Origin of the sequence: Aeromonas bestiarum, assembly GCF_000819745.1 — a bacterium.
Taxonomy (GTDB): domain Bacteria; phylum Pseudomonadota; class Gammaproteobacteria; order Enterobacterales; family Aeromonadaceae; genus Aeromonas; species Aeromonas bestiarum.
This window is the reverse complement of sequence record NZ_CDDA01000015.1, coordinates 219,323-244,636: the sequence shown is the minus strand read 5'-3', so window position 1 is coordinate 244,636 and position 25,314 is coordinate 219,323. Positions and strand designations below refer to the sequence as shown.

General features: G+C 60.4%; 20 protein-coding genes and 1 pseudogene. 11 read left to right on the top strand and 10 right to left on the bottom strand.

Annotation, left to right across the window (positions count from 1 at the left end; all coding sequences use genetic code 11):
- Positions 1-16 precede the first annotated feature (16 nt).
- Positions 17-1,633 carry a peptide ABC transporter substrate-binding protein gene (locus BN1118_RS08335; RefSeq protein WP_043555487.1) on the top strand — a complete coding sequence of 539 codons (1,617 nt, stop codon included), beginning with the start codon at positions 17-19 and terminating at the stop codon, positions 1,631-1,633.
- A gap of 48 nt (positions 1,634-1,681) precedes the next feature.
- On the opposite strand, the gene BN1118_RS08330 is transcribed toward BN1118_RS08335, so the two are convergent.
- The 3 genes from BN1118_RS08330 to sixA all read right to left on the bottom strand — a co-directional run bounded on the left by BN1118_RS08330 (position 1,682) and on the right by sixA (position 3,609).
- Positions 1,682-2,599, bottom strand: a complete 918-nt coding sequence (locus tag BN1118_RS08330) for a DMT family transporter (RefSeq protein ID WP_043555486.1) — start codon at positions 2,597-2,599, stop codon at positions 1,682-1,684.
- 202 nt (positions 2,600-2,801) lie between these two features.
- Positions 2,802-3,008, bottom strand: coding sequence for a DUF1107 domain-containing protein (locus tag BN1118_RS08325; protein ID WP_042037401.1), 207 nt, complete (start codon positions 3,006-3,008; stop codon positions 2,802-2,804).
- A gap of 133 nt (positions 3,009-3,141) precedes the next feature.
- Entirely contained in the window at positions 3,142-3,609 is a 468-nt protein-coding gene (sixA, locus tag BN1118_RS08320) for a phosphohistidine phosphatase SixA (protein WP_043136349.1), read from the bottom strand.
- 162 nt (positions 3,610-3,771) lie between these two features.
- Here sixA and BN1118_RS08315 point away from each other — a divergent pair, with 162 nt between their 5' ends.
- On the top strand, positions 3,772-6,546 hold the full coding sequence (locus BN1118_RS08315; RefSeq protein ID WP_043555485.1) for an insulinase family protein: 2,775 nt from the start codon (positions 3,772-3,774) through the stop codon (positions 6,544-6,546).
- Positions 6,547-6,853: 307 nt separating this feature from the next.
- Here BN1118_RS08315 and BN1118_RS08310 read toward each other — a convergent pair whose 3' ends face one another.
- Together BN1118_RS08310 and BN1118_RS08305 are read right to left on the bottom strand one after the other, a co-directional pair.
- A complete protein-coding gene (locus BN1118_RS08310; RefSeq protein ID WP_005315341.1) occupies positions 6,854-7,501 on the bottom strand; it encodes a thiopurine S-methyltransferase in 648 nt (215 codons plus the stop codon).
- Between the two features lie 220 nt (positions 7,502-7,721).
- Positions 7,722-9,095, bottom strand: coding sequence for a leucine-rich repeat-containing protein kinase family protein (locus tag BN1118_RS08305; protein ID WP_043555484.1), 1,374 nt, complete (start codon positions 9,093-9,095; stop codon positions 7,722-7,724).
- Between the two features lie 310 nt (positions 9,096-9,405).
- Here BN1118_RS08305 and BN1118_RS08300 point away from each other — a divergent pair, with 310 nt between their 5' ends.
- Together BN1118_RS08300 and BN1118_RS08295 are read left to right on the top strand one after the other, a co-directional pair.
- Entirely contained in the window at positions 9,406-10,170 is a 765-nt protein-coding gene (locus BN1118_RS08300; protein WP_043555483.1) for an SDR family oxidoreductase, read from the top strand.
- A 51-nt stretch (positions 10,171-10,221) separates the two neighbouring features.
- Positions 10,222-11,049 (top strand): bifunctional transcriptional activator/DNA repair enzyme AdaA, encoded by an 828-nt coding sequence (locus BN1118_RS08295; protein WP_043555481.1) that lies wholly within the window; start codon positions 10,222-10,224, stop codon positions 11,047-11,049.
- Between the two features lie 349 nt (positions 11,050-11,398).
- Here the strand turns inward: BN1118_RS08295 and BN1118_RS21095 are convergent, their stop codons facing one another.
- The 4 genes from BN1118_RS21095 to guaB form a co-directional block, all read right to left on the bottom strand.
- On the bottom strand, positions 11,399-12,355 hold the full coding sequence (locus BN1118_RS21095) for a cytidine/deoxycytidylate deaminase family protein (RefSeq protein ID WP_156994856.1): 957 nt from the start codon (positions 12,353-12,355) through the stop codon (positions 11,399-11,401).
- A gap of 172 nt (positions 12,356-12,527) precedes the next feature.
- Positions 12,528-12,800: a hypothetical protein gene (locus BN1118_RS08285; RefSeq protein ID WP_043140676.1), complete on the bottom strand. Its 273-nt coding sequence runs from the start codon at positions 12,798-12,800 to the stop codon at positions 12,528-12,530.
- 383 nt (positions 12,801-13,183) lie between these two features.
- Complete coding sequence (gene guaA / locus BN1118_RS08280) at positions 13,184-14,764, bottom strand: glutamine-hydrolyzing GMP synthase (RefSeq protein WP_043555478.1); 1,581 nt, start codon at positions 14,762-14,764, stop codon at positions 13,184-13,186.
- A 68-nt stretch (positions 14,765-14,832) separates the two neighbouring features.
- Positions 14,833-16,296, bottom strand: a complete 1,464-nt coding sequence (guaB, locus tag BN1118_RS08275) for an IMP dehydrogenase (RefSeq protein ID WP_043140671.1) — start codon at positions 16,294-16,296, stop codon at positions 14,833-14,835.
- A gap of 435 nt (positions 16,297-16,731) precedes the next feature.
- On the opposite strand from guaB, the gene BN1118_RS08270 reads away from it, so the two are divergent.
- The 6 genes from BN1118_RS08270 to xseA all read left to right on the top strand — a co-directional run bounded on the left by BN1118_RS08270 (position 16,732) and on the right by xseA (position 23,361).
- Entirely contained in the window at positions 16,732-18,600 is a 1,869-nt protein-coding gene (locus tag BN1118_RS08270) for a potassium transporter Kup (RefSeq protein WP_043555476.1), read from the top strand.
- A gap of 267 nt (positions 18,601-18,867) precedes the next feature.
- Positions 18,868-19,623: an energy transducer TonB gene (locus BN1118_RS08265; RefSeq protein ID WP_043555474.1), complete on the top strand. Its 756-nt coding sequence runs from the start codon at positions 18,868-18,870 to the stop codon at positions 19,621-19,623.
- 2 nt (positions 19,624-19,625) lie between these two features.
- Positions 19,626-20,378, top strand: coding sequence for a MotA/TolQ/ExbB proton channel family protein (locus BN1118_RS08260; RefSeq protein ID WP_042871531.1), 753 nt, complete (start codon positions 19,626-19,628; stop codon positions 20,376-20,378).
- A complete protein-coding gene (locus BN1118_RS08255; RefSeq protein WP_043555471.1) occupies positions 20,378-20,800 on the top strand; it encodes an ExbD/TolR family protein in 423 nt (140 codons plus the stop codon). Before BN1118_RS08260 ends, BN1118_RS08255 begins: the two co-directional genes overlap by 1 nt.
- Before the next feature lie 176 nt (positions 20,801-20,976).
- Positions 20,977-21,891, top strand: coding sequence for a DMT family transporter (locus tag BN1118_RS08250; protein WP_043555468.1), 915 nt, complete (start codon positions 20,977-20,979; stop codon positions 21,889-21,891).
- A 111-nt stretch (positions 21,892-22,002) separates the two neighbouring features.
- Entirely contained in the window at positions 22,003-23,361 is a 1,359-nt protein-coding gene (gene xseA / locus BN1118_RS08245; protein WP_043555467.1) for an exodeoxyribonuclease VII large subunit, read from the top strand.
- Positions 23,362-23,426: 65 nt separating this feature from the next.
- On the opposite strand, the gene hutW is transcribed toward xseA, so the two are convergent.
- Entirely contained in the window at positions 23,427-24,794 is a 1,368-nt protein-coding gene (hutW, locus tag BN1118_RS08240) for a heme anaerobic degradation radical SAM methyltransferase ChuW/HutW (protein ID WP_043555466.1), read from the bottom strand.
- Between the two features lie 264 nt (positions 24,795-25,058).
- On the opposite strand from hutW, the pseudogene BN1118_RS08235 reads away from it, so the two are divergent.
- Positions 25,059-25,314, top strand: a pseudogene (locus tag BN1118_RS08235) (methyl-accepting chemotaxis protein); the annotation flags it as partial.

The following is a 25,314-nucleotide window of genomic DNA, read 5'->3' as shown; positions in this document are numbered from 1 at the left end:
AACATAAGGATATTCAATGAAAAGGACTCTCATTGCCGGCACGGTTGCCGCCCTGTTCGCATTACCCGCCCTGGCCGCCCAGGTACCGCCCGGCACCAAGCTGCTAGCCGCCGATCAGCAAACCTTCGTGCGCAACATAGGCACTGAACCCGCCTCCATCGATCCCCAGATGGTGGAAGAGAGCGCGGGCAGCGACATAGTCAACGATCTGTTCGAGGGGCTCTACACCCTGGATGGCGACGGCAAGCTGCAAGCAGCCGGCGCCCTTGGCTACGAGCTCGACAACACGGGCACCGTCTACACCTTCAAGCTCAGACCCGAGGCCAAATGGTCCAACGGCGAGCCGGTCACGGCGGCGGATTATGTCTATGGCTGGCAGCGGGCGGCGGATCCCAAGAATGCCTCCAACTACGCCTGGTTCATCGAGCTGACCGGCGTCACCAACGCCAGCGACGTGGTGCAGGGCAAGAAGAGCCCGGATACCCTCGGCATCAAGGCGCTCGATGCGCATACCCTGCAAATCACCTTAAAGAACCCTGTGCCCTTCTTCCTCAAAACCCTCTCTCACTACACCACCTTCCCGGCGCCGAAGGCGACCATAGAGAAGTTCGGTCATGAGTGGGTCAAGCCGGGTAACATAGTCTCCAACGGCGCCTTCGTGCTCAAGGAGTGGACCCCCAACGAGCGGCTCATCTCCGAGCGCAACCCCCATTACTGGGACAACCAGCATACAGTGCTGAACAAGGTGCTCTATCTGGAGATAGTCTCGGACACCGCCGCCTACAACCGCTATCGCGCCGGTGAGCTGCACTACACCACCTATCCGCTGGAGCAATACAAGCAGCTCAAGAGCCAGAGCCCGGAGGAGCTGATAAATGCCCCCCTGCTCGCCACCTATTACTATGTGTTCAACACCCAGCGCAAACCGTTCGACAATCCCAAGGTGCGCAAGGCATTGTCGCTGGCCATCGACAGAGACACCATCACCGAGAAGATCCTGGGACAGGGTCAGATCTCCGCCTTCAGCCTGACCCCGCCGAGCGTCGACGGCTTCGAACTCAAGCGCCCTGCCAGCCAGCTGCTGAGCAAGGAAGAGAGGATCAAGCAGGCGAAAGCGTTGCTGAGCGAGGCGGGCTACGGCCCGGGCAAGCCGCTGGATGTGGACATCCTCTACAACACCAGCGAGGGGCACAAGAAGATAGCCCTGGCCATCTCCTCCATGTGGAAGCACAACCTGGGGGTCAGCGCCAAGCTCAACAACATGGAGTGGAAAACCATGGTGTCAGTGCTCAACGAGGGGGATTTCGGCGTCAGCCGCTACTCCTGGAACGGGGATTACAACGATGCTTCAACCTTCCTCGACATCATGACCTCCAGCAGCAGCGCCAACAGCGGCAAGTGGTTCAACAAGCAGTATGATGCCCTGCTGGCCAAGGCCCATGACTCCAAGGATCCGGCCGAGCGCAACCAGCTCTATCAGCAGGCCGAGGCGCTGATCGATGACGAGGCCCCCATCGCCCCCGTCTACTTCTACGTCAAGTCGCGGCTGCTCAAGCCCAACATCAAGGGCTATCCCTACCAGAACCCGCAAGACGTGGTCTACTCCAAAGACCTCTATCTCATCGCGCAGTGACGCCCTGACCCCCTGAATAAAAAGACCGCCTCGAAGGCGGTCTTTTTTTCAATCTTCCCGGCAGGCGGCCAGCGCCACCCGGCGCCGGCGCAGCACCACTGGCTGCACCAGCAGTTGCGCCAGCAAGACCCCGAGCAGCGTCATGCCGCCCCCTATCAGGTGATAGCTGGTCAGCTCTTCCCCGAGCCAGCTGATGGCCAGCGCCGCCGTCATCACCGGCAACAGGTTCATGAAAATGGCGGTGCGGCTCGCCCCCAACAGGGCTATGCCTTGCATCCAGAGCCAGGGTGACAAGGCCGAGGTAGGAATACCGGCGTAGAGGATGAGCCAGAGTGCGCGGCCATCTGGCCACTGCCCGTCCACCAGCAGGTAGAACGGGGTGAGAAACAGCAGGCTGCACAGCACCTGGCCATAGAGCATGGACCAGTTGTCCAGCCCCAGATCCCACTTCTTGAGCAGCACGCTGTAGAGCGCATAAGTGCCCGCCGACAGCAGCATATAGACGGAGCCGATGTGAATGCCCTGGGTGATCAGGCGGGAGGGATCCCCCTGCCCCAGCAAGATGGCCAGCCCCAGAATGGAGATGACGCCGCCGAGCAGGGCGCCCCAGGTTGGGCGCTCGCGCAGCAGCCAGATGCTGAGCACCACAGTCATCAGCGGGGTCAGCCCCATCATCAGGCCGATTTCAGTCGCCCCCAGGGTTTGCGCCGCGTAGTAACCGAAGGTCTGGTTCAACACCATGCCGAGCAGGGCCAGCGCCGCCAGCTGGTAGAAGCCGGCCCGCAGCTTGGCGCGATCCCGCCAGGCGCGGTGCGCGAGGAAAGGCGTCAATATGATGGCGGCCACCATCCAGCGTGACCAGGCCAGCGCCGCGGGTGAGAGCACCCCGACCGCCAACTTGCTGACGATGGCGTTGCCGGCCCAGATGGCCATGCAGGAGAAGGGAAACAAGAAGGCAAGGGGCATCACTATATCCAGAAGAAAGCAGCGGGTATTTCCGGCGGGAAGTATAGAGAGGCAAACAGGATTAGCAAGTGCTTGCCGGCCTTGCCGATGCAGGCGGGTTTGAAACGGAATCGAACAGAGCCGACTCGGGCAGATCAGGGCCAAAAACAATCATGCCCGCACGGTGGCGGGCATGAAGCGTCTGGATGGGATAGTGAAAGTATCACGCCGCATCCATGTGCAGTCTGGAGATCATGGCGTTGACCTCGACCACGGTCTGGCGGTGGGGAATGTCAGCTGGCGTTGGCATCATCAGCAAGCCTGACTGGAAATCAAAACGCCCCCTGCCGTGGATATAGATCCGTCCCTTGAAGAAGGTTTTGACATGTTTTGCCACCATGAGTGGCAGGTACTTCTTGAACACTCTCATCGTTTGCAACCTCTTGCAGTTGTATCCGTATGACAGCAGCTTCTGCGAAATAATTCCGTAAATTCTATATAAAAATCCGGAAAAATCGCGACTCTCTTCCCCAAAAAACCAATTTATAACTTTTTATTAACTTTTAGCGTATTGTATGTGGTCCTTCCAGCCAGAGCAAGACCCCCTTGTCATCTTGCCACTCGATGCAGGCCAGACCCGAGGTGGCAAACATGGGCGCACCCGCTGCCGGACAGAGGCTCTGCACCAGATACCCCACCAGCGGCAGGTGGCTGACCATCAAAATATTGTCATGTGTTGCCGCCAACGCAGTGAGATAACTCGCGACAAACGCCGGGTCGCCATAAGGGGTGATCTCGCTGCTCTCCTCGACCCTGGCGGCCTTGGGTAATTCACTGCATATGCTCTGCCAGGTTTGTCTGGCACGCAGGTAATTGCTGTGAACCACCAAATCCAGTTCGCCATCCAGCTGAGGGGCCAGCCAACTGGCCATGTGAATGGACTCTTCGATGCCCTGCTCGGTCAGTGGACGCTGTTCATCTGTTTTCGCATTCATGCCAGCCTGGCCATGACGCATTATGTAGATTTTCATTACAACCTCGCCCAAGGGGCCTGTTTTGATAGCGGGGGGATCTTACCCCGCCATGCCGGGGGAAACAATTGCGCTACCTCTCAGAAAAGGGTTTGCCTCACTGGATAGCGGGGTCGATAATCATGTTTAAATTCAAATAAATCCAACATGAGTCACGCCCCAATGAGCCCATATGCCAGTCCTAATGACCATCGGCAGTACCACTATCTGGAGCTGGCAAACCGGCTCAGGGTCTTGTTGATCTGCGATCCCGATACCGACAAGTCTGCCGCTTCCCTGGCCGTCAACACAGGTCATTTCGACGATCCGGCCGATCGGCAGGGGATGGCTCATTTCCTTGAGCATATGCTGTTCCTTGGCACTCGTACTTATCCCAAGCCTGGTGAGTACCAGCAATTTATGAGCCGTCATGGCGGCAGCAACAATGCCTGGACCGGCACCGAGTTCACCAACTTCTTTTTCGAGATAGACAACGGCTTCTTCGAGGCCGGGCTCGACCGTTTTTCCCAGTTCTTCATCTGCCCCACCTTCACCCCCGAGTGGGTGGACAAGGAGCGCAACGCGGTCGATTCCGAGTACCGCCTCAAGCTGCAGGACGATGTGCGCCGCAGCTACCAGGTACATAAAGAGACGGTCAACCCGGCCCACCCCTTCTCCAAATTCTCGGTCGGCAACCTGGATACCCTGGCGGATCTGCCCGGTCGGGATCTGCGCGCCGATCTCATCCGGTTCTACGAGTCTCACTACAGCGCGGATCGCATGGCGCTGGTGATGATCTCGCCTGAATCCATAAAGACCCAGATGGCTTGGTGCGATCGCTTTTTCGCTCCCATTTTGAATCGCAATTTGGGAATACCGACCCTGACGACCCCCCTCTATCGCCTCGACGATCTCGGCATCCGCATCCGCATCAATCCGGTCAAGGAGACCCGCAAGCTGGCGCTGACCTTCCCGCTGCCCAACGTCGACGAGTTTTATGACAAAAAACCCCTCACCTTCCTGAGCCACCTCATCGGCTATGAAGGGGATGGCAGCCTGCTTTCCCTGCTGAAAGCGAAAGGCTGGGTCAACCAGCTCTCAGCCGGCGGCGGCATCAGCGGTGCCAACTTCAAGGATTTCGGGGTGAGTTTCGGCCTCACGCCGCTCGGGCTCGAACACGTCAACGAGATAGTGGCCGCCCTGTTCGGCTATCTGAAGCTTATCGAGCGCGGCGGGGTGGAAAGCTGGCGCTACGACGAGAAGCGCACAGTGCTCGAGTCGGCGTTCCGCTTCCAGGAGCGGGGCCGGGCACTCGACACCGTCTCCGGGCTGGTGCTGAACCTGTTCAGCTACACGCCCGAGGATCTGCTCTACGGCGACTACATGATGCGCGAGTACGACGAGGCGCTGATCCGCCGCCTGCTCGCCAAGCTCACGCCACACAACCTGCGCATGACCATCACGGCGCCCGAGCTGGCCACGGATCGCCTGGCCCGCTGGTATCAGACGCCCTATGGCGTCGACGTCATCACTGAGGCGGAGAAGATCCACTGGCAGCAGAGCGAGCCTGAACCGGCCCTCGCCCTGCCCTTGCCGAACCCCTTTATCAGCAGCCGGCTCGATCCGCGCCAGCCGGCGCTGCAGGCCGACATGCCCGCCTGCCTCATCGACAGGCCAGGGTTTCGACTCTGGCATCTGCACGAGCATCAGTTCAGCGTGCCCAAGGGCAACCTCTACATCTCCATCGACAGCGAGCACGCGGTCAAAAGTCCGCGCCACATCGCCATGGCACGGCTCGCGGTGGAGCTGCTTACCGATCACCTCAACGCCCTCACCTACCCGGCGGAGCTGGCGGGACTGGGCTACCAGATCTATGCCCACCAGGGCGGCTTTACCATCAACCTGAGCGGCTTTGCCGACAAGCAACCCCTGCTGCTGGACATGATCCTCGGCAACCGTACCCTGGGCTATCCGGATCCGGGCCGCTTCGCCGAGATAAAAGAGCAGCTCATCCGCAATTGGGACAACCAGTCCAAGGCGCGGCCCATCTCCCAGCTGTTCAACCAGCTCACCAGTTTGCTGCAACCAAACAACCCGCCGTTCGAGCAGTTGCTGCGCCATCTGCGCACCGTGGAACTTGACGAGATGCCGGCGTTTGTCGCCCAACTGTTCGGGGAGGTACACATAGAGGCGCTGGTTCACGGTGACTGGAATGCCGCCGAGGCGCTCGAACTGGCCGCCCTGCTGGAGCGCCACCTTGGCACCCACAGCCAGCCCAGTGCCGAGACCCGCCGCCCGCTCATCTCCATTCAAAACAGGGGCACCCTCATTCGCGAGCAGGGGTGCGAGCACGAAGATTCGGCGCTGCTGGTCTACTACCAGTCCCGCACCACCCGGGCGCGGGATCTCGCCTGCTTCACCCTGGCCAACCACATAATGTCGTCCACCTTCTTCCATGAGCTGCGTACCCGCCAGCAGCTGGGGTACGTGGTCGGTGCCGGCAACCTGCCCCTCAACCGTCACCCCGGCCTCATCTTCTATATCCAGTCGCCAGTGGCAGGGCCCCAGCACTTGCTGGATGCGGTGGAAGAGTTCATCGACCTCTTCCCGCTGGCCATGCTGGAGCTGACCGAGCAACAGTGGCAAGACAGCAAGGTGGGCCTGCAGGCCCAGCTGAGCGAACGGGATGCCAACCTGCGCAGTCGCGGCCAGCGGCTCTGGGTCAGCATAGGCAACAAGGATCTGGGCTTCGATCAGCGGGAAAGGGTGTGCGAGGAGGTGGGCAAACTGAGCCGCGCCGATCTGGTGCGCTTCATCATACAGCTGCGCTCACGCACCTCGGACAGGCTGATCCTCTGCAGCTATGGCCAGGGTCACGAACACGACGAGCGCATCACGGGCCAGTTTATCGACGACCCCAAGGCGTTTCGACTCAACGCCAGCACCTTCGAGGCCTGAGCAGGCATACTTGTCCATCAGCAATTCCCGCCCAATAAAAAGCCGACCCCTGGGGGTCGGCTGGAAAAACCATAATCAATTGCGACCTAAGCCGCCAAAAGTGAACATGAGCGTGAAAATCAGACACTGAGTTGATGATCGGCCATATGGTTCAAACCAGAGCTCATCTGCCGATGCCAACAGTGATTGAGAAACAGGCTCATCTTAGGCACTCCCCTCCCTTGCCACGTTGATCTATGTCAAAGGAGGTAGCAAAGAGTCCGTGACCTGCGGCTTTGTCGCGCGGGATCACACTTTCAACTGCGCCTCAGCCCCGGCGGATCAGGCGATAGGCCACTTCATCGAAATAGGAGAGCTGGCCGGAGAGCACTCTGGGGTGATCCACCTCTGCCGCCCTGCCCAGCACCTCCACCCGAAAATCGCGCTCGAACAGGGTGCGCACTTCCATCTCCCCCACCGAGAAGGGCGGCTGTTTCTGCTGCTCCGGCTGATACTCCAGGGTCACCAGCAGGATCTGACCACCGGTTTCCATCAGGCGGCTCATCAGCTCCGCATACTGGCGGCGCATCTCCGTTGGCAAGGCGATCAGCGCCGCCCTGTCATAAGCCAGCCGGTAGCGACGCCCCAGCTCGGGGGCGGCAAAAAAATCCCCCTGATGGATGCGCAGGGAACCGTGCTGATGACACTGATAGGGGCCCAGCTCGCTGAGGGTATCGGTGAGCTGGTTTTCACTGAAAAACTGCTCGATGGCGAGCGCCGAGAGCTCGAAGCCATCGATGGGGTGGCCCAGGCCATTGAGCCAGAGCATGTCGCGGGATTTGCCGCACAGGGGCACCAGCACGGGTTCATCCTGTTGCTGGGCAGACCACCAGGATTGCAGCCAGCGATTGAAGTCTGCCTGATGAAAGCCAATCCGGTTCTCTTCCCAACGCTGATGCCAAAACGCAGCTTCCATCCTAATACCCCTGTTACCTGAAGATGCCTCAATATCACAACTTAACCCGGCGCACGCAAGCCTTGCGCCGGGCCTATGGGTGATTTTTGCCAGAAAAACGATTGCAACATGAAACGACGCTCCAAGGCGTCTTTTTGACATCTTTGTGTCATGGGAGTCTGCTGCGTGCTGTGCAGCCCCTGCTCGCAGTCAGATGCCCGCTAATCTCGCAGGCTCAGGCTCAGGCACAGACGGGCTCGGCCTCCATCATGGCCGCCACTGCCGTTATCCTGGCCGAGATCTGCGCGAACGAGGGTCGCTGCAACACCTGCTCGCAGAGGCATGCCCGAGCCAGCAGGGCAAGATCCTGCAGTGCCTCGCTCTGTGGCTGGCAGCGGGCCAGCAGCTCGTCCAGCAGGCACCCAAAGGCTCTCACCTCTATCCGCTCCAGCCCCTCGGCCAGCACGCATTCCGTGCGGTTGTAGCAAGAGGCCGCGCCAAAATCGCCGAGCAGCACCCGGCCCTTCCCTTGTAAAGAGTGCAGTATGTTATGGCCATAGAGATCGCCGTGCATGATGCCTCGCTCATGCAGATGCCCCGCGGCAGCCGCAATGCCCTGCGCCATGGCGAGCAGGGCAGCCGGGGTGAACAACAGCCCTGCCGGATAGACGTCCCGGGTGCAGGAGTCCAGGCTCGGCGGCCCGGCCAGATTGGCAAACGTTGAGTCTATCAGCGCCATCACCAGCGCCGGTATGCCGGAGGGGTGATCAGCCACCCGCCCCAACACCCTGATGAGATTGGGATGGGTGCCGGCCGCCAGCGACGCCGCCATCTCGCAATGGGGCAAGCCATCGCTGGTCACAGTCCCCTTGAACAGCTTGACCGCCACCGAGCGCGGCCCGTCACCCTGCAATCCGTCACAGGTGATGCGGGTAGCACTGTGGATCACGCCAGAGGCCCCCTGCCCCAGCAGCTCACCCAACTCAAGCGCCAGCCACGGCACAGTGGCGATATGAGCCACATGATCCACATCGATGGCCCGCGCCTCCTCGATTTCGCTAAAGGGGTTGCCGGAATAGGCGAGCCAGGCGAGGCGTGGCAGCGTGAGCAGCCTGTCGGGGAAGCGTTCGATCCGGTTGGCGGCGATGCGCAGCAGTTCGAGTCGATGACAATTGGCCAGTGTCTCTGGCAAGGCGGTCAAGCGGTTGCCCGCCAGCATCAGCTTTTGCAGGGCCTCGCACTGACCCAGCTCATCGGGCAGCTGCTCGATGGCGTTGTCGGTCAGGATCAGCCAGCGCAACCCCGCCGGCAGCGACGCGGCGGGGACTGTGGAAATCTGGTTGGCCTTGAAGCCCACCATGGTGAGTGCCGGGCAGCGCCCCAGCACCTCGGGCAGCTCGGTAAAGCGGTTCTCGGAGCAGAAAATGATGCGCAATTTGCTAAACCCGGCCAGCTCGTCAGGGAGCGCGCTTAGCTGGTTGCCGGTCAGATCCAGCACCTCCAGCGTCTCTTTAAGGCTGAGGATCTCGGGTGGGAACTCTGTGAGGTTTTCACAGAGCTTCAGATGGCGGGCGCCGCACAGTTCACCCGCGCGCAGCTGTTCCAGAGTATGCATAACCGTTTCTCAATCCTGATCATCTGCCTGATGGCGTAGCCAGCCATCAGCGCACGCCGAACCTGCATCCGGCGGTTTTAAAGGGGGGCATTATAAAGAATTCGGGGCGCAGATCGCCCCTTTTGTTGCCACGAAGGCCTGCATCGATGTGTAGCAAAGCGACATGGGAGCAAAGAGAGCAAGATCCGGGTCGTGCCAGCGAGGGCCGGTTGCCATAGTGGGGCCAAACCAGAGTGGGGCCGACCCCCTTGAGGTTCCAACCCATTACCAACCCTGTGCGTCCGCACAACACACCTGCGAGGGAACTGCCATGTCATTACTGTCCAACAAGGTCGCCATCATCACCGGAGCCAGCTCCGGCATCGGCCGCGCCAGCGCCATCCTGTTTGCCCGCGAAGGGGCCAGCGTCGTCGTTGGTGCCCGCCGCCAGCCAGAGCTGGATCTGCTGGTGGAGGAGATCCGCCATGAGGGGGGCCAGGCGGTAAGTCTGGCGGGGGACGTCAGAAGCGAGACTTACGCCCGCGATCTGGTGGATCTCGCGCTGACCCGTTTCGGCGGGCTCGATATCGCCTTCAACAACGCCGGTACCACAGGCACGCCGAGCAGCGTACAGGATCTTGAACTGGCGCAGTGGCAGGAGACTCTGGATACCAACCTCACCAGCGCCTTTGTGGGGGCCAAGTACCAGATCCCCGCCATGCAGGCACGCGGGGGCGGCTCGCTTATCTTTACCTCCACCTTCGTCGGCCATACCCTGGGGCTGCCCGGCATGGCAGCCTATGCCGCGAGCAAGGCGGGCCTCATTGGCCTGACCCGGGTGCTGGCCGCCGAGTATGGGGCGCAAGGGGTGCGGGTCAACGCCCTGCTGCCGGGGGGCACCGACACCCCCATGGGGCAGACCTTTACCAATACACCGGAGAGTCTCGCCTTTGTGCAGAATATGCATGCCCTCAAACGGCTGGCCCAACCGGAGGAGATCGCTCGCTCGGCCCTTTATCTGGCGTCCGATGCATCGAGCTTTACCACCGGCATTGCCCTGCTGGCCGATGGTGGGGTATCTATTTGTCGCACATGACCTTGTCGCACCCAAGATCCTGTGGCTACACACCTATCGTGAGAGCGCCTTATGTCTGATTACGCCCGCATCGCCGATGCCATCCGTTTTATCGCAAGCCAGGTGGAGCGCCAACCCACCCTGGACGAGATAGCGGCGCACGTTCACTTAAGCCCCTTTCACTTCCAGCGGCTGTTCAGCCGCTGGGCCGGGGTGACGCCCAAACGCTATCTGCAGGTGCTGACCCTGGAGCGGGCCAAGGCGCTGCTGCAGGAGTCGCGCCCGCTGCTGGAAGTGGCCGATACTCTGGGCCTTAGCAGCGGCTCGCGGCTCTACGATCACTTCGTACAGCTCGAAGCGGTGACGCCGGGCGAGTACAAGCAGCGCGGGGCCGGGCTGGTTATCGATCACGGGGTGCACGACACCCCCTTCGGCCAGGCGTTCGTCGCCCTGACCCCACGGGGGGTATGCAACTTCTCGTTTCTCGATGACAAGGCTCCAGAGGCGCCGCTGACCACCCTCGCCCAGAGCTGGCCCGAGGCGGAGCTGCGGGAGGCGCCATCACGCACCCAGGGGGTCATCGACACCATGTTCGATGGCAGCAAGAAGGCGGATCGCCCCATCTCCTTGCACGTGAGCGGTACCAACTTTCAGATCAGCGTCTGGCGGGCGCTGCTGCAGATCCCACCCGCCAAGGTGGTGAGCTACGCCCAAGTGGCGAGCGCCGTCGGCAATCCCAAGGCTGCCCGCGCCGTGGGGTTGGCGGTGGGCACCAACCCCGTCGCCTTGATGATCCCCTGCCACAGAGTCATCCAGCAAAACGGCAGGCTCGGCGGCTATCACTGGGGCGAGACCCGCAAACAGGCGATACACGCCTGGGAAGCGGCGAGGTATGAGTGAACCTGGCCTTTTTCTGTCCGGCCTGATGAGGAAAACAGGAGTATTGGTAGTGAGTCAGCAGACAATCAGGCAGCGCCCGACAGCGTGCGGCGATATAAAACGGGAACATGAGAAGAATCGGGACGAAGATCGTCCCTTTCTTTGCTTGGTCACGAGGCATGGCAGCATTCGGACATCAGTGCTCCGCGACAACAAAGATGTTGAAAGCAAAGCCAATGCAGTACGGCTGACTCAAGATCATGAACGCCTTGTGTGTTCATAATTTTCGTTTATGTAGCCTAACGTTTGAATTAAGCGGACGCAAAAAGTGCAGTTTTTTGGAAGTCCGCTTGAATTAATTTTTAGATAATCAGTGGGGGGTGCCTCTGCGCCCCTTTTCGGCAAAATATTTATAGAATCCAATGCATTCGTCTAGCACGTCTTTGTTGTTCATCCTGGCTTCAGCACCATTTGATAGCTTTGCCTTCCAGTTCGGAAATTGCAATCCATCTCTCACCAGTTGATGCAACTCACTTTCCGCCTCTAGGAATAACAAATATGCAGCCTCGGTACATAAGAACGAAGTGATGCTAGAGCTCCCAGAGGATTTTTTGTATTCGCCAAATTTTTCGGAAAGCAATGAATAGTATTTAAAGCTAAATGTGTTTGCTGGGATCGGGCGCGGAGCCAATGCCTTTCTATTCGGGTCATTTGTCTCTGTAAGCCTGAACATGATGTTTCCAATCTTGTATTGGCCTGGGTCTTCTTGCAAATAGACAACTTCTTTTGCATTTCCTAAAGTCATTATTCCCGAACACTGGGCGCATGATTCAAGAGATGTATAGATGGTTACGCCCTGAAGCAACTGACCGTAGCTGTTACTGGCTTCAGAGGTGGATCCCACGTTCCATGATTCGTTTATTTGGTTCAGAGAAAACACTCTATTTAATAGACGAGCTTCCGCGTGCTGAGTAGAGCTATTAAAAATTTCATTGTGATTGAAGTCAAAATCGATAACGAAGCCATCTCTGTCAACCGCAAACGCAGCGATGTTATGGCCGAGGTAATCACCTTTTAGGCTTCTTCCTCGTGGCACTAGTTTTTCAGAAGTGGAAAGTAGTACGTTGCCCCCATAATCTTTGGAGAGCGATGGTTTTAGACTATCTTCAACACCCCGTTTGTTTGAATTCCAATTGAATGCGACCATGCTCATCAAAAGAAGCGAGTAAATTTTGTGCCGCTCCTTTTCTTCTTCAGGAATTACTCGAGGAGAGTCCGCTACTAGATCAGACACTGGCTTTTTCAGGTATTCGTCAAGTTTGGGCACTGTAAGTTCTCCTAGTTCTCTAACGCCGAGCTAAGGGGCAGTTTGAAGTGTCCCAATGAGCGCAGCGAACACCTTCAGCAACTTAAGACGCCACAAGGGCGTCTTTCTTATTGCTGGGTTTGGGGCCAATCGATTGAGAGTTTCCCCCTCCCCGTCTTGCCCCACTACCCAATCAGATCGGGGTGATGGAGGTGATATGGGCCGAGCCATCCAGAGACTGGAAGATCTGCACCACGGCTTCCCCGTGGATCGGGTTGGGCAGCGGCACCGTGGTTTTGCATTTGAAACGGTAGTTGGTACCGGCGACGACCTGGGTGGAGACTTCGAAGGGTTGGTACTGCACCCCGACAAATCCTTTCAGTGCCAGGTCAAATACCGCCTGATCTTTTGCGCTCAGCTTGTGGTATGCGGTCCATCCACCCAACAACACTGCTTGTTCTGACATAACAAACCCTCCGTGATCTCTTGTCCCTACTCGTTTGGCTGTTCGGGTTCCGCCCCGTTTATTCAAGTGGTGTCCGGACTCCACCGGGGGCCATACCGACCATGTACCAGTATGTCCGGTGCCGGCAGCGTGAATGAAGGCCTGCTGGCACCCTGCTTCCCCTCTTGCCACGGCCGCCGCCTCACAGCACCGGTCTCAATTGGCATGGCAGAGCCTAGTGCGAGATCCATAAAACACCTCCTGTCATATCTGACAGGGGCAAGGAGGCGAGAAAGCGGCTAGCGAACGGAAAATTGAGGCGCAAACGATTGGAAAAAGAAAAGACGCCGCAAGGGCGTCTTTTTGGCATTTTTATGCTCGAAAGGCAGAAGGGCGTGAGCCGCTTATTCCCATTCGATGGTTGCGGGCGGCTTGCCGGAGACGTCGTACACCACGCGGGAGATGCCATTGATCTCGTTGATGATGCGGTTCGACACGTGACCCAGGAAGTCATAGGGCAGATGGGCCCAGTGAGCGGTCATGAAGTCGATGGTTTCGACGGCGCGCAGGGCAATCACCCAGTCATATTTGCGGCCATCGCCCATGACGCCGACGGAGCGCACCGGCAGGAAGACGGCGAACGCTTGGCTGACCTGGTTGTAGAGGTCGGCCTTGCGCAGCTCTTCGATAAAGACGGCGTCGGCGCGGCGCAAGATATCGCAGTACTCTTTCTTCACTTCGCCAAGCACGCGCACGCCCAAACCGGGGCCCGGGAAGGGGTGACGGTAAAGCATGTCGTAGGGCAGACCCAGCTCCAGACCGACACGACGTACTTCGTCCTTGAACAACTCGCGCAGCGGCTCGACCAGACCCATCTTCATCTCGGCCGGCAGGCCGCCGACGTTGTGGTGGGACTTGATGACGTGGGCCTTGCCGGTCTTGCTGGCGGCCGATTCGATCACGTCCGGATAGATGGTGCCTTGTGCCAGCCAGCGGGCATTTTTCAGCTTCTTGGCTTCGTCGTCGAACACTTCGACGAAAACGCGGCCGATGATCTTGCGCTTGGCTTCCGGCTCATCTTCGCCCGCCAGGGCGGAGAGGAAGCGCTCTTCGGCTTCGACCTTGATGATGTTGAGACCGAAATGATCGCCAAACATCTCCATCACCTGCTCACCCTCGTTCAGGCGCAGCAGACCGTTGTCGACGAAGACGCAGGTCAGGCGCTCGCCGATGGCACGATGTACCAGCATGGCGACCACGGAGGAGTCGACACCGCCGGAGAGGCCCAGGATCACTTCATCGTCACCCACCTGCTCGCGGATGCGGGCAACGGCGTCGTCGATGATGGTGGCCGGAGTCCACAGGCATTCGCAGCCGCAGATGTCCTTGACGAAGTGCTCCAGCATGCGGGCACCCTGACGGGTGTGGGTCACTTCCGGGTGGAACTGCACGCCGTAGAAGCCCTTGGCCTCGCACGCCATGGCGGCATGGGGGCAGGTGGCGGTCTGGGCTATGGTGGTAAAGTCGGCGGGGATGGCGGTGACCTTGTCGCCGTGGCTCATCCAGACGTCCAGCAGCGCATTGCCGTTGGGGGCGATGGCATCTTCGATGCTGCGCAGCAGGGCATTGGTCTGGCCCAGCACTTCCACCTGGGCATAACCGAATTCACGTTCGGTGGAGGATTGCACCTTGCCACCCAGCTGCTCGGCCATGGTCTGCATGCCGTAGCAGATACCGAACACCGGCACACCGGCGTTGAACACATAGGCGGGGGCACGGGGGCTGCCGGCCTCGGTCACGGATTCCGGGCCGCCGGAGAGTATGATGCCGCTCGGATTGAATTCGCGGATCTGCTCTTCGGTCACGTCCCAGGCCCACAGTTCGCAGTAAACGCCGATTTCCCGGACACGGCGGGCGATAAGCTGGGTGTACTGGGAACCGAAGTCCAGGATCAGGATACGGTGCTGGTGAATGTCTTTAGTCATTTTATTCCTGCATCAGGCTGGTGTGGGGATAAAAACTGGTGGAGAAACGGGGCCGCAGCCCCGTTTTATCAGCCCATCCGATAGTTGGGGGCTTCTTTGGTAATGGTCACATCGTGGACGTGGGACTCTTTCATCCCGGCACCCGAGATGCGCACGAACTCAGCCTTGGTGCGCATGTCGTCTATGGTGGCGCAGCCGGTCAATCCCATGGAGGAGCGCAGACCGCCCATCTGCTGGTGAATGATCTCTTTGAGGCGGCCCTTGTAGGGTACGCGCCCTTCGATCCCTTCCGGCACCAGCTTGTCTGCGGCGTTGTCGGTCTGGAAGTAACGGTCGCTGGAGCCCTTGGACATGGCGCCCAGAGAACCCATGCCACGGTAGGACTTGAAGGAGCGACCCTGATAGAGCTCGATGTCGCCCGGCGCCTCTTCGGTACCGGCAAACATGGAGCCCACCATGACGCAGCTGGCGCCAGCAGCGATGGCCTTGGCCACGTCGCCGGAGAAGCGGATGCCGCCATCGGCAATCACGGGCACGCCAGTGCCTTCCAGCGCGTCAACAGCGTCGGAAATAGCGGTGATCTGGGGCACGCCGACACCGGTCACGATGCGGGTAGTACAGATGGAGCCAGGGCCGATACCAACCTTGACCGCATTGACGCCAGCGGCGACCAGCGCCAGGGCACCAGAGGCGGTGGCCACGTTGCCACCGATGATCTGCAGCTCAGGATAGGCATCGCGGGTCGCCTTGATGCGATCCAGCACGCCCTGGGAGTGGCCGTGGGAGGAGTCAATCAGCAGCACGTCCACACCGGCTTCCACCAGGGCGGCGACGCGCTCTTCGTTGCCGGCACCGGCACCGACGGCCGCACCGACACGCAGGCGACCGCGCTCGTCTTTACAGGCGTTCGGCTTGCGCTCGGCTTTCTGGAAGTCTTTGACGGTGATCATGCCCTTGAGTTTGAAATCGGCGTTGACCACCAGCACCTTCTCGATACGGTGCTTCTGCATCAGGGCGACTACCTCTTCACGAGGAGCCCCTTCACGCACTGTCACCAGACGATCTTTCTGGGTCATGATCTGTTCGACTGTCTGGGAGAGATCGATCACGAAGCGCACGTCGCGGCCGGTGATGATACCGACCAGCAGGTTGCCCTCGGTCACGACCGGGTAGCCAGCGAAGCCATTCTTGTGGCTCAGCTCCTTGACCTGGGCAATGGTCATGTCAGGACGTACTGTGACGGGGTCGGTGACCACGCCGCTCTCGTACTTCTTGACCTTGCGCACTTCTGCAGCCTGCTGCTCGATGGACATGTTCTTGTGGATAAAGCCGATACCGCCTTCCTGGGCCAGTGCGATAGCCAGACGGGCTTCGGTCACTGTGTCCATGGCAGCGGAAATCATTGGGATATTCAGGCTGATAGAGGAAGTCAGCTTGGTACGCAGATCGGCAGTATTGGGAAGAACATCGGAGTGGGCGGGAACCAACAGTACATCGTCGAAGGTTAACGCTTCTTTGGCAATCCTGAGCATGGCAATATCTCACCGTTGAGGAAGTGGGGGTGTAAAATATTGCCGACGAAGTTTACTCACCGATTGGTCACTGGTAAAGAAGTTTTTTGAATTTTTTATGGCGTAGCCCGTGTTTGACGTGCCAAAAGGCCAAAAAAACAAGATTATCAGTCCTAAAAGGGCACTTTGGGGGTAGAAGAGTTGCCAGACTGCGATTTTATGCAAAGAGGCCCCCTGCTCAGTCATCAACCAGCTCCCCAAGGTCACATCCTCGCTTGCCAAGACACTCTATTGACGCGACTCAGGCTACGCTGACATGGCCGAGGCAACGGATGGCGGCATGCAGATCAGCCGGATCCGATGCCATGGGGAATATCGAGGTGTCCGACACTGTGTTCACTTTGACCAAACCTCGCGTATCATAATTAACATTATGAATTGAAATGGAATTTCATGATGATCAATGAACATCATCAAGGGCGCATGGCGATTACCCTGGCCGCCTTGGGCGTTGTCTACGGTGACCTTGGCACCAGCCCGCTCTACGCCTTGAAGGAGAGCTTTGCCGGGCATATTGGCCTGCAGCCGGCCCCTGCCGAGATCCTGTCGATCATCTCCCTCTTCTTTTGGACCATCATGATCGTGGTCTCATTTAAATATGTCTTGCTGGTATTAAGGGCTGATGACAAGGGTGAAGGGGGCATCTTGACCCTGGCTTCCCTGGCCTCACGCCGCCTGTCGCCCAAGGCCCGCTCCCTGGTCATGTTGCTGGGGCTGGTCGGGGTGGGCTTGTTCATCGGGGATGCGGTGATCACACCCGCGATTTCGGTGCTGTCTGCCGTCGAGGGCCTGCAGGTGGTTGCCCCCGAACTGGCCTCTTTCGTCTTGCCCATAACCCTCATAGTGCTGGTGATACTGTTTGGCATTCAGCATTACGGCACAGCAGGAATAGGCCGACTCTTCGGCCCCATCATGTTGCTCTGGTTTGGCGTGCTGGCAGGACTCGGGGCAAAGGAAATTGTGCAAAACCCGGCCATCCTGCAAGCCATCAATCCCCTCTATGCCCTCGATTTTCTGCTCACCCGGCCAGGAGTGGCCTTCATCACCCTGGGCGCGGTCGTGCTCTGCGTCACCGGTACAGAGGCGCTTTACGCCGACATGGGCCATTTTGGCCGAGGTGCGATCCGGCTGGCATGGGGCTCTCTGGTGATGCCGGCCCTGTTGCTCAACTATTTCGGCCAGGGGGCGCTGCTGCTACGCCGTCCTGACGCCATTGAAAACCCATTCTATCTGCTCGCCCCCACCTGGATGGCCATACCGTTATTGGTCCTGGCGACCATGGCGACTGTCATCGCATCCCAGGCCGTCATATCCGGCACTTACTCCGTCATACGCCAGGCGATCCTGCTCGGGTATCTGCCACGCCAGGAGATCCGCCATACCTCCGAGCATGAGATTGGCCAGATCTACCTGCCGCTGGTGAACTGGCTGCTGCTGGCCGGCATAGTGCTGGTGATATTCTGGTTCAGAAGCTCCAGCAATCTGGCCGCCGCCTATGGCATAGCGGTGACAGGCACCATGGCGCTCACCACCCTGTTGCTGATGGTGGTCGCCGCCCATCGCTGGAAATGGCCAACCTGGCTGATCGTGATCGCGGGAATCCCTCTCCTGCTGGTCGATGTCACCTTCTTTGCCGCCAATACCACCAAGTTCCTGGCCGGCGGCTGGTTGCCCATCCTGTTTGCGCTGTTGACCATAGTGGTGATGACCACCTGGAAGCGCGGTCGCGAGCTGGTTCTCGACAAGCTTGAGCACAAGTCACTGGCGCTGAAAGGATTTGTCAACAACATGCTGGCTCATCCACCACTGCAGGTGCCGGGTACGGCCGTGTTCCTCTCCAAGTCGGTGCAGGTGGTTCCTCATGCCATGTTGCACAACCTGAAACACAACAAGATCCTGCACGAGCGGGTCATTTTTCTGACCATACAGATAAAGGATGAGCCCTGGTTGTCTTTCAAGGAGCGCATCCTTCTCACCCACCTTGGGGAGGGGTTCTGGCAAGTCGTGGCGCACTTTGGTTACAAGGAGGCCCCTTCCATAGAGGAGATCTTCCAAGCCTGTGCCCAGCAAGATCTGAAGGTCTCCATGCGCGATGCCTCCTTCTTCCTCTCTCACGAAAATCTGGTCAGTACCGACCTGCCAGGCATGGCGCGCTGGCGGGAAGGCTTGTTCGTCTGGATGAATCGCAACTCCCTCAAGGCGACTGATTTCTTCCATATTCCGGCCAACCGGGTGGTGGAGCTGGGGGTATTGCTGGAGCTGTGACTGATAGCCCGGCGCCCGATGCACACCTCCGGATGGCACTCGACCCGGTTCACCCGGCCAGCTGGATGCGGCTGGCCAGCGCAGACCGGATCCCGCACGACAGAGAGCTGCCCGACCCGCATCTGGCTATTGCATCACTCGATTAAAATGCGATTGATAATGGTTGTTGTTTGTGATTGGCATCATCAGGCATGCTAGTGCCCTGTACTGGCTCTACCACACTAGCCGTTTGAGTATGAACATGAAGATTTGGAATGGAGGGCAGTGATGGATGCCTGCAGCCCGAGGCCACCACTGCCCACCGCACACCCAGGATCCGCCCGCCTCGCTTGCCTTGCCATCACGGTCGTCCTGCATCTTGCCGCCTTCTGGTGGCTCTATGAACACCAGCCTGCACCCATCACCCCGCCCCTGCCGCTGACCCTGTCGGCCCGCTGGGTCGGTGAGGCCAGCGCCAATGACGCGCCGGCCAAGGCGCCGGCAGCCGCCCCGGCGCCGCCCGTGGTCAAAAAGCCGGTGCCGGTTCAAAAGAAGGTCGTTAAAAAACCGGTCAGGAAACCCATTCCCAAACCCGCGCCCAGGATACCGGCGCCACCAACGCCCAAGGCCACTCTGGTGACCAGGGCAGAACCGGTCGCGGCGCCCTCGGCCCCCGCCACGCCGGTGGCGACCAATGCCCAACAAGGCGGCAGTGGCACAGCGCCGGTCAAGTCCCGGCAGAGCGGCAGCGGGGCTGGCAGCAGCGCTCCCATCGCCCGCGATGCGCGGCTGAACAACCCTGAGCCACCCTACCCCTATGAATCCAGAAGACGGGGTGAGGAGGGGCGCGTCATCCTGAATGTACTGGTGGCGGCCGATGGCACCGCCTCCTCGGTGGAGGTAGACAAGGGCAGCGGTTATCGGCGGCTGGACATGACGGCGCGCAAGACGGTCAGTCGCTGGCGCTTTATTCCCGCCAAACAGAACAATGCGGCCGTTGAGGCCTGGGCAAAGGTCACCATCATTTTTAAATTAAGGGCTTGAATATGGATCCGGAAATCGCAAACAACGGGATGGGCGTCGCCCATCTGCTCAGTCAAAATACCGGTGTGGGGCTGCTGCCATTCATTTTGCTGGTATTGATGTCCCTCGGCACCTGCTATTACACCCTGCTGAAAATCGTGCTGGGTCAGCGCGAGCGCCGCCTCAACGCACAATTCGTGACCCGCTTCTGGCAGCACGAAAGCGTGCAGGATATGGAACGCCAGCTGGCCCATCTCCCGCCGCAGGAGGCCTATGGTCGCGTGACCAGCACGGCGCTGGCGACGGTGGCGCAACTGAACCGGGCCGGGGAGCGGACCGTATCGCTCAAGCTGGGTTCACCGGACGAGTATCTGTTGCGGGCGCTGCGCCAGGCCATTACCCACGAGCGGGTAAGGCTGGAGCACGGCCTGGCCTTCCTCGCCTCCGTGGGCTCCGCGGCCCCCTTCATCGGGTTGTTTGGCACCGTCTGGGGTATCTATCATGCGCTGCTGGCCATAGGTGCCGCCGGTCAGAGCAGCCTGGACAAGGTGGCAGGCCCAGTGGGCGAGGCGCTGATCATGACCGGCTTTGGCCTCGCCGTCGCCCTGCCAGCCGTGCTTGTCTACAACTTCTTCGTGCGCCGCAATCGCCTCAAGCTGGCCGCGCTCGAGGCCTTTGCCTACGATCTGTTTGCCCTGCTGGTGACGGGATTTGAGCAGGCCCCCTCCAACGTAACCCAGCTGACCGAGCGGGAAGCCAAGAAGGGGCACGGGTAATGGCATTTGGCAAATTGTCGGACGACGGAGACGATCAGCCCCTCTCCGAGATCAACATGATCCCCATGATCGACGTCATGCTGGTGCTGCTCATCGTCTTCATGATCACGGCCCCCCTGCTCACCAATGCGGTCAAGCTCGAGCTGCCGGAGGCCAGCAGCCAGCTCAATCAGCCGGAGAAGGAGGACATCACCCTCGCCATCGATGGCACCGGCAAGATCTACTGGAACGGCAAGGAGGTCGATGAGGCCGCCCTGCTTGCCCAGATGGAGACTGCCGGCAAGGCAGAGGGGGAGCTGCCCGAGATCCAGCTGCGCATCGACAAGCGGGTCGAGTACGGCATCATAGCCAGGGTGATGGCGCAGGCGTCCCAGCATGGATTGCACAAGATTGCCTTTGTCAGCCAGCCGGACGCAGGCTGACCCCGGCCTTGTGGCGCCCGCCACCTGGCAATGTGCAAAAGGCATCACCCAGGGTGATGCCTTTTGCACAAGGACGCCCCCCATACACGCAGTTGCCATCCCACGCCCGTACCCGGCATGATGTCGAGTCTGACCCGCATCAGGTTGGCCTGCGGCCATCATTTCAAGGAAGCAAGATGAGAACATCGGATTATGTGAGACTGCTGCTCCTGGCCGCGATCTGGGGCGCCAGTTTTCTGTTCATGCGCATTGCCGCACCGGCCTTTGGTTCGGTCAACACCGCCTTCCTGCGGGTCTTCTTCGGCCTGGTGGGGCTTGGCGTCATACTGCTACTGCTGCGCTCCCCCATGCTCTTCCAGGGCAAGCTCAAGTCCGCCATGCTGCTCGGGATCATCAACTCAGGCATCCCGTTTCTGATGTACGCCATCGCCGCACTCTGGTTGCCGGCGGGTTACTCGGCCATCCTGAACGCGACGACGCCGCTGATGGGGGCCCTGATCGGCTTCTCCTGCTTCAACGAGCAACTGAGCGGGCGCAAATTGCTGGGGGTCATGCTGGGCATAGTCGGCATCACCCTCATCACTACCACCAGCGAGGTGAATGTGAGCGGCAACCTGGTCACTGGCGTGCTGGCCTGTCTGATCGCCACCGCCTGCTACGGCTGCGCCGGGTTTCTGACCCGGCGCTGGATCACGGAGCGCGGCGGCCTCGATGCCAAACTGGTAGCCTTCGGCAGCCAGCTGGGAGCGTGCGTGTTCCTGCTGCCCTTCTTCGGCTACTCGGTGACGGCGGGGCCCGCCGTCAACTGGGCCATCCCCGAGGTGTGGGCCAGCGTGCTGGCGGTCGGTCTCATCTGTACCGCCCTCGCCTACCTCATCTACTTCAGGTTGATCGCAGATATCGGGCCGCTGCGCTCATTGACGGTCACCTTTCTCATTCCTCCCTTTGGCATCTTGTGGGGTTACCTGGTGCTCGGGGAGACCATCACTGAGGGCTTTGTGGTCGGCGGCGCCATCGTCTGCCTCGCGGTCTGGCTGGTGGTCAGCCCCGCCAGACGACAGGCTCCCATAGAGCAGGAACTGGAGCGCTGACCCGGCTTGAGGAGCACCGGGCCACGCCCGGACTCGGCTCTTGCACCGAACTGCGCTAAGATGGCGCCATTGTTTTCTCCCCTTGCCCGGGGCACAGCAGCAGGATCCCCCTTGAATCGCCTCAACCCATCCAGCCAGCAACAACAGGTCTTTACCGTCACCCGCCTCAATAGCGCAGTGCGCATGATCCTGGAGCAGGATCTCGGCCTGGTGTGGCTGACCGGCGAGCTCTCCAACCTGGCGATGCCAAGCTCGGGTCACTGGTACTTTTCGCTAAAAGATCTCGGTGCCCAGGTGCGCTGCGCCATGTTCAAGGGCAACAACCGGCGGGTGGCGTTTCGCCCGCAGGATGGCATGCAGGTGCTGGTGCAGGCGCGGGTCTCCCTCTACGAGCCGCGTGGCGACTATCAGCTCATCATCGAATCCATGCAGCCCGCCGGTGATGGCGTGCTGGCCCTGCGCTTCGAAGAGCTCAAACGCCGCCTCGGTGCAGAAGGGCTGTTTGACGAGGGCCGCAAGCGCCCCCTGCCCCGCGAACCGCGCGCCGTGGGCCTGATTACCTCAGCCACCGGCGCCGCCCTGCACGACATGCTGACCGTGCTCAAGCGCCGAGCGCCGGATCTCCCCGTCTTCATCTACCCGACCCAGGTGCAGGGCAGCGCCGCCATCGGCCAGATAGTGGCGGCCATTGCCCTGGCCAACCGCCGCGCCGAGGTGGACGTGCTGATCGTCGGTCGCGGCGGCGGCTCGCTGGAAGATCTCTGGTGCTTCAACGAGGAGGCGGTGGCGCGCGCCATTGCCAACTCCAGCATCCCCGTCATCAGCGCTGTGGGCCACGAGGTGGACGTGACCATCAGTGACTTTGCCGCCGACTTGCGTGCCCCGACCCCGTCGGCCGCCGCCGAACTGGTGGCGCCGGACAATCAGGCCCGCATCCAGCGCCTCGCCCATCTGTGGCAACGGCTGGCACAGGGCATAAGCCGCCACCAGACTGCCGCCCGCCACGGCTTCGCGCTGCTGCAAAAACGACTCGACCATCAGGATCCCAAACGGCGGCTGGAGCAGCAGTCCCAGCGCCTCGACGAACTCTCTGCCCGCCTGCAGCAGCTGATGAATCAAAAGTTGCATCAGGGGGAGCGGCGCCTCGCCAACCTGGAATTGCGCCTGCAAGGCAAGAGCCCGGAGCGGTTGCTGGCCGCCGGCCGTCGCCGCCATCAGCTGGCCGAAGAAAGGCTCTATGCGCTGATCGCCAAACGCCAGGATCTGGCCAGCCACCGCCTTGCCATGCTCACCGCCCGCCTCGATGGTGTAAGCCCGCTCGCCACTCTGGGTCGCGGTTACTCCATCACCCGCACCCAGAGCGGTGAGGTGATCAGCCGCGCCGCCCAGGTGAACGCCGGGCAAACCCTGGTCACCACGCTCGCCGAGGGGCATCTGCAGGTGCGGGTGGAAGAGGTGCACAACCGATAATTGAACACGGGGGCGCTTTGCAGCGCCCCCGTTTTATCCTCTTCCCTGTCGTTGCCGCCTGTCCGTCACACCAGCGAATGGCGCACCATGTCGGCCGGAGCCGGCGCCGCATCAGATCCCGCCAGCGGATTGAGTTGCAAGTACTCAAACATTCCTGCCTGCAGATTGACGTTCCAGAAACGCCCCGCCAGGGTCAGCTCAAGCCGCGCTTGCGTGAGCGTCGCCAACCCGTGCCGCTGCCAGGTCTCAAACAGCGGCAGCAGGTGGGCCCGCAGCGATGCGGGCAGACGCGCCAGCGTCAACCAGCCGCTGTCGAGGGCGCCACGCAGCAGGCCGTCCATGAGGGCATTGGGGTTCTTCCCCATCACCATGCCGGGCGCCCGCACACCGCCTGCCAGCGCCTCGTGCCAGAGGGCCAGATCCCGGCCATACATGAGGCCATGGCCGTGCACGCTGCCTCCGGCCCCGGCCCCGAAGGGGAGGATCTCGGCGCCGCGCTTGGCCATCTGGTTGTAGCGGCTCTGCTCGGCATCACCGCGCCGCCAGTGGCTGCAGGAGAGCCGCTGCCAGCCGCCCTGCTCCAGCGTCTGGGCGCCATAGGCATACATGGCGGCTCGCTGCTGACCATCGGCCGCCCAGCCCAGTTTGCCGCTCGCCTCGGCCCGTTCCAGATTGGTGCCCGCCATGGCGATCAGCTGATAGAGATCCACGCCGTGCACCCCGCAGGCCATCACGTCCGCGATATCCTGGCGCCACACGGCATCATCCTGTCCCGGCAGGCCGAAGATGAGATCCGCCACTATCACGGCGGCATCATCCCGGGTCAGATCGCTCAACCGGGCCAGCAGGCTCTGCCTGTCGTCGAAGCGGGCCGCCTGCTGGCGCACTTGGGTATCAAAGCTCTGCACCCCGAACGAGAAGCGGTTGAAGCCCCCCACCAGTGCTGTCTGCCACTTGGCATCATCAAAGCCGTTGAGACGCCCCTCCAGGGTCACCTCGGCATCTGCGGTCAGCGGAAAACCCTGGATAGCCCTGGCCAATCGCGCCAGATCCTCGACCGCCATGTCGGTCGGTGTGCCGCCTCCCACATAGACGGCCGAGCAGGGCTTGCTCTGCCCAAAGGGGGTATCCGCCGCCTGCTGCAGGCTGGCGCACAGGGCCGCCATGTAACGGCTCATGCGCGCCGGATTGGCGCCATTTTCGAAGAAATTGCAGAAGCTGCAGCGCTTGCGGCAAAACGGGATATGGATGTAGAGCGCCCGCTCCCCGGCCTCGCTCTCTTGCTGCCACCAGGCTTGCCAGCCCCCATGGTCGAGGGTGAAGGGGCGAATGCCACCTCGGCTGGCATGGGCCGAGGTTTTGGCGCCGAAGGCAAACTTGAGGGGATCCGGCGTGTCGAGTCCGGTCATGGTCGGGGTCAGTTGTAATGTCATCACTGGCTGGGTTACCGCATGGAAATAATGCAAATGATAACCACTATCAATTAATGCCGAGTTTGTGCTGGATCAAACCAGGCTCAGACAACCCAGCTTTGCTACCCATCCTTAACCTCCATCATGGATCCAGTTAACAGATAATTTACTCAAGATGGGGTAGGGTGTGCCGATAGAGAACCATCTCCCCCGCCCTGACGAGCGAGCGTGAGGAGAGTCGTCCGGCATTGACGCTCGCCCACTTGCGCATGGACCCTGCAAACGATGCAAAATCTGTCACTGAACTGGAAAATCTTCCTCCCCCTCACCCTGGTGATAGGCTGTACCTTCGCCCTCAGTTTCGAACTCTCCGCCTGGCTGCAACGGGATCTCGCCATCCGGCTGGCCGGTGAAAAGGTCGAGAGCGCCGCCAACACCTACATGGATCAGCTCAACGTCATGATGATGACGGGAGCCATCGCCAACCGGCAAATCGTGCAGACCAAGCTCAAGAGCGAGGCGGGGATCGTCGAGGCTCGCC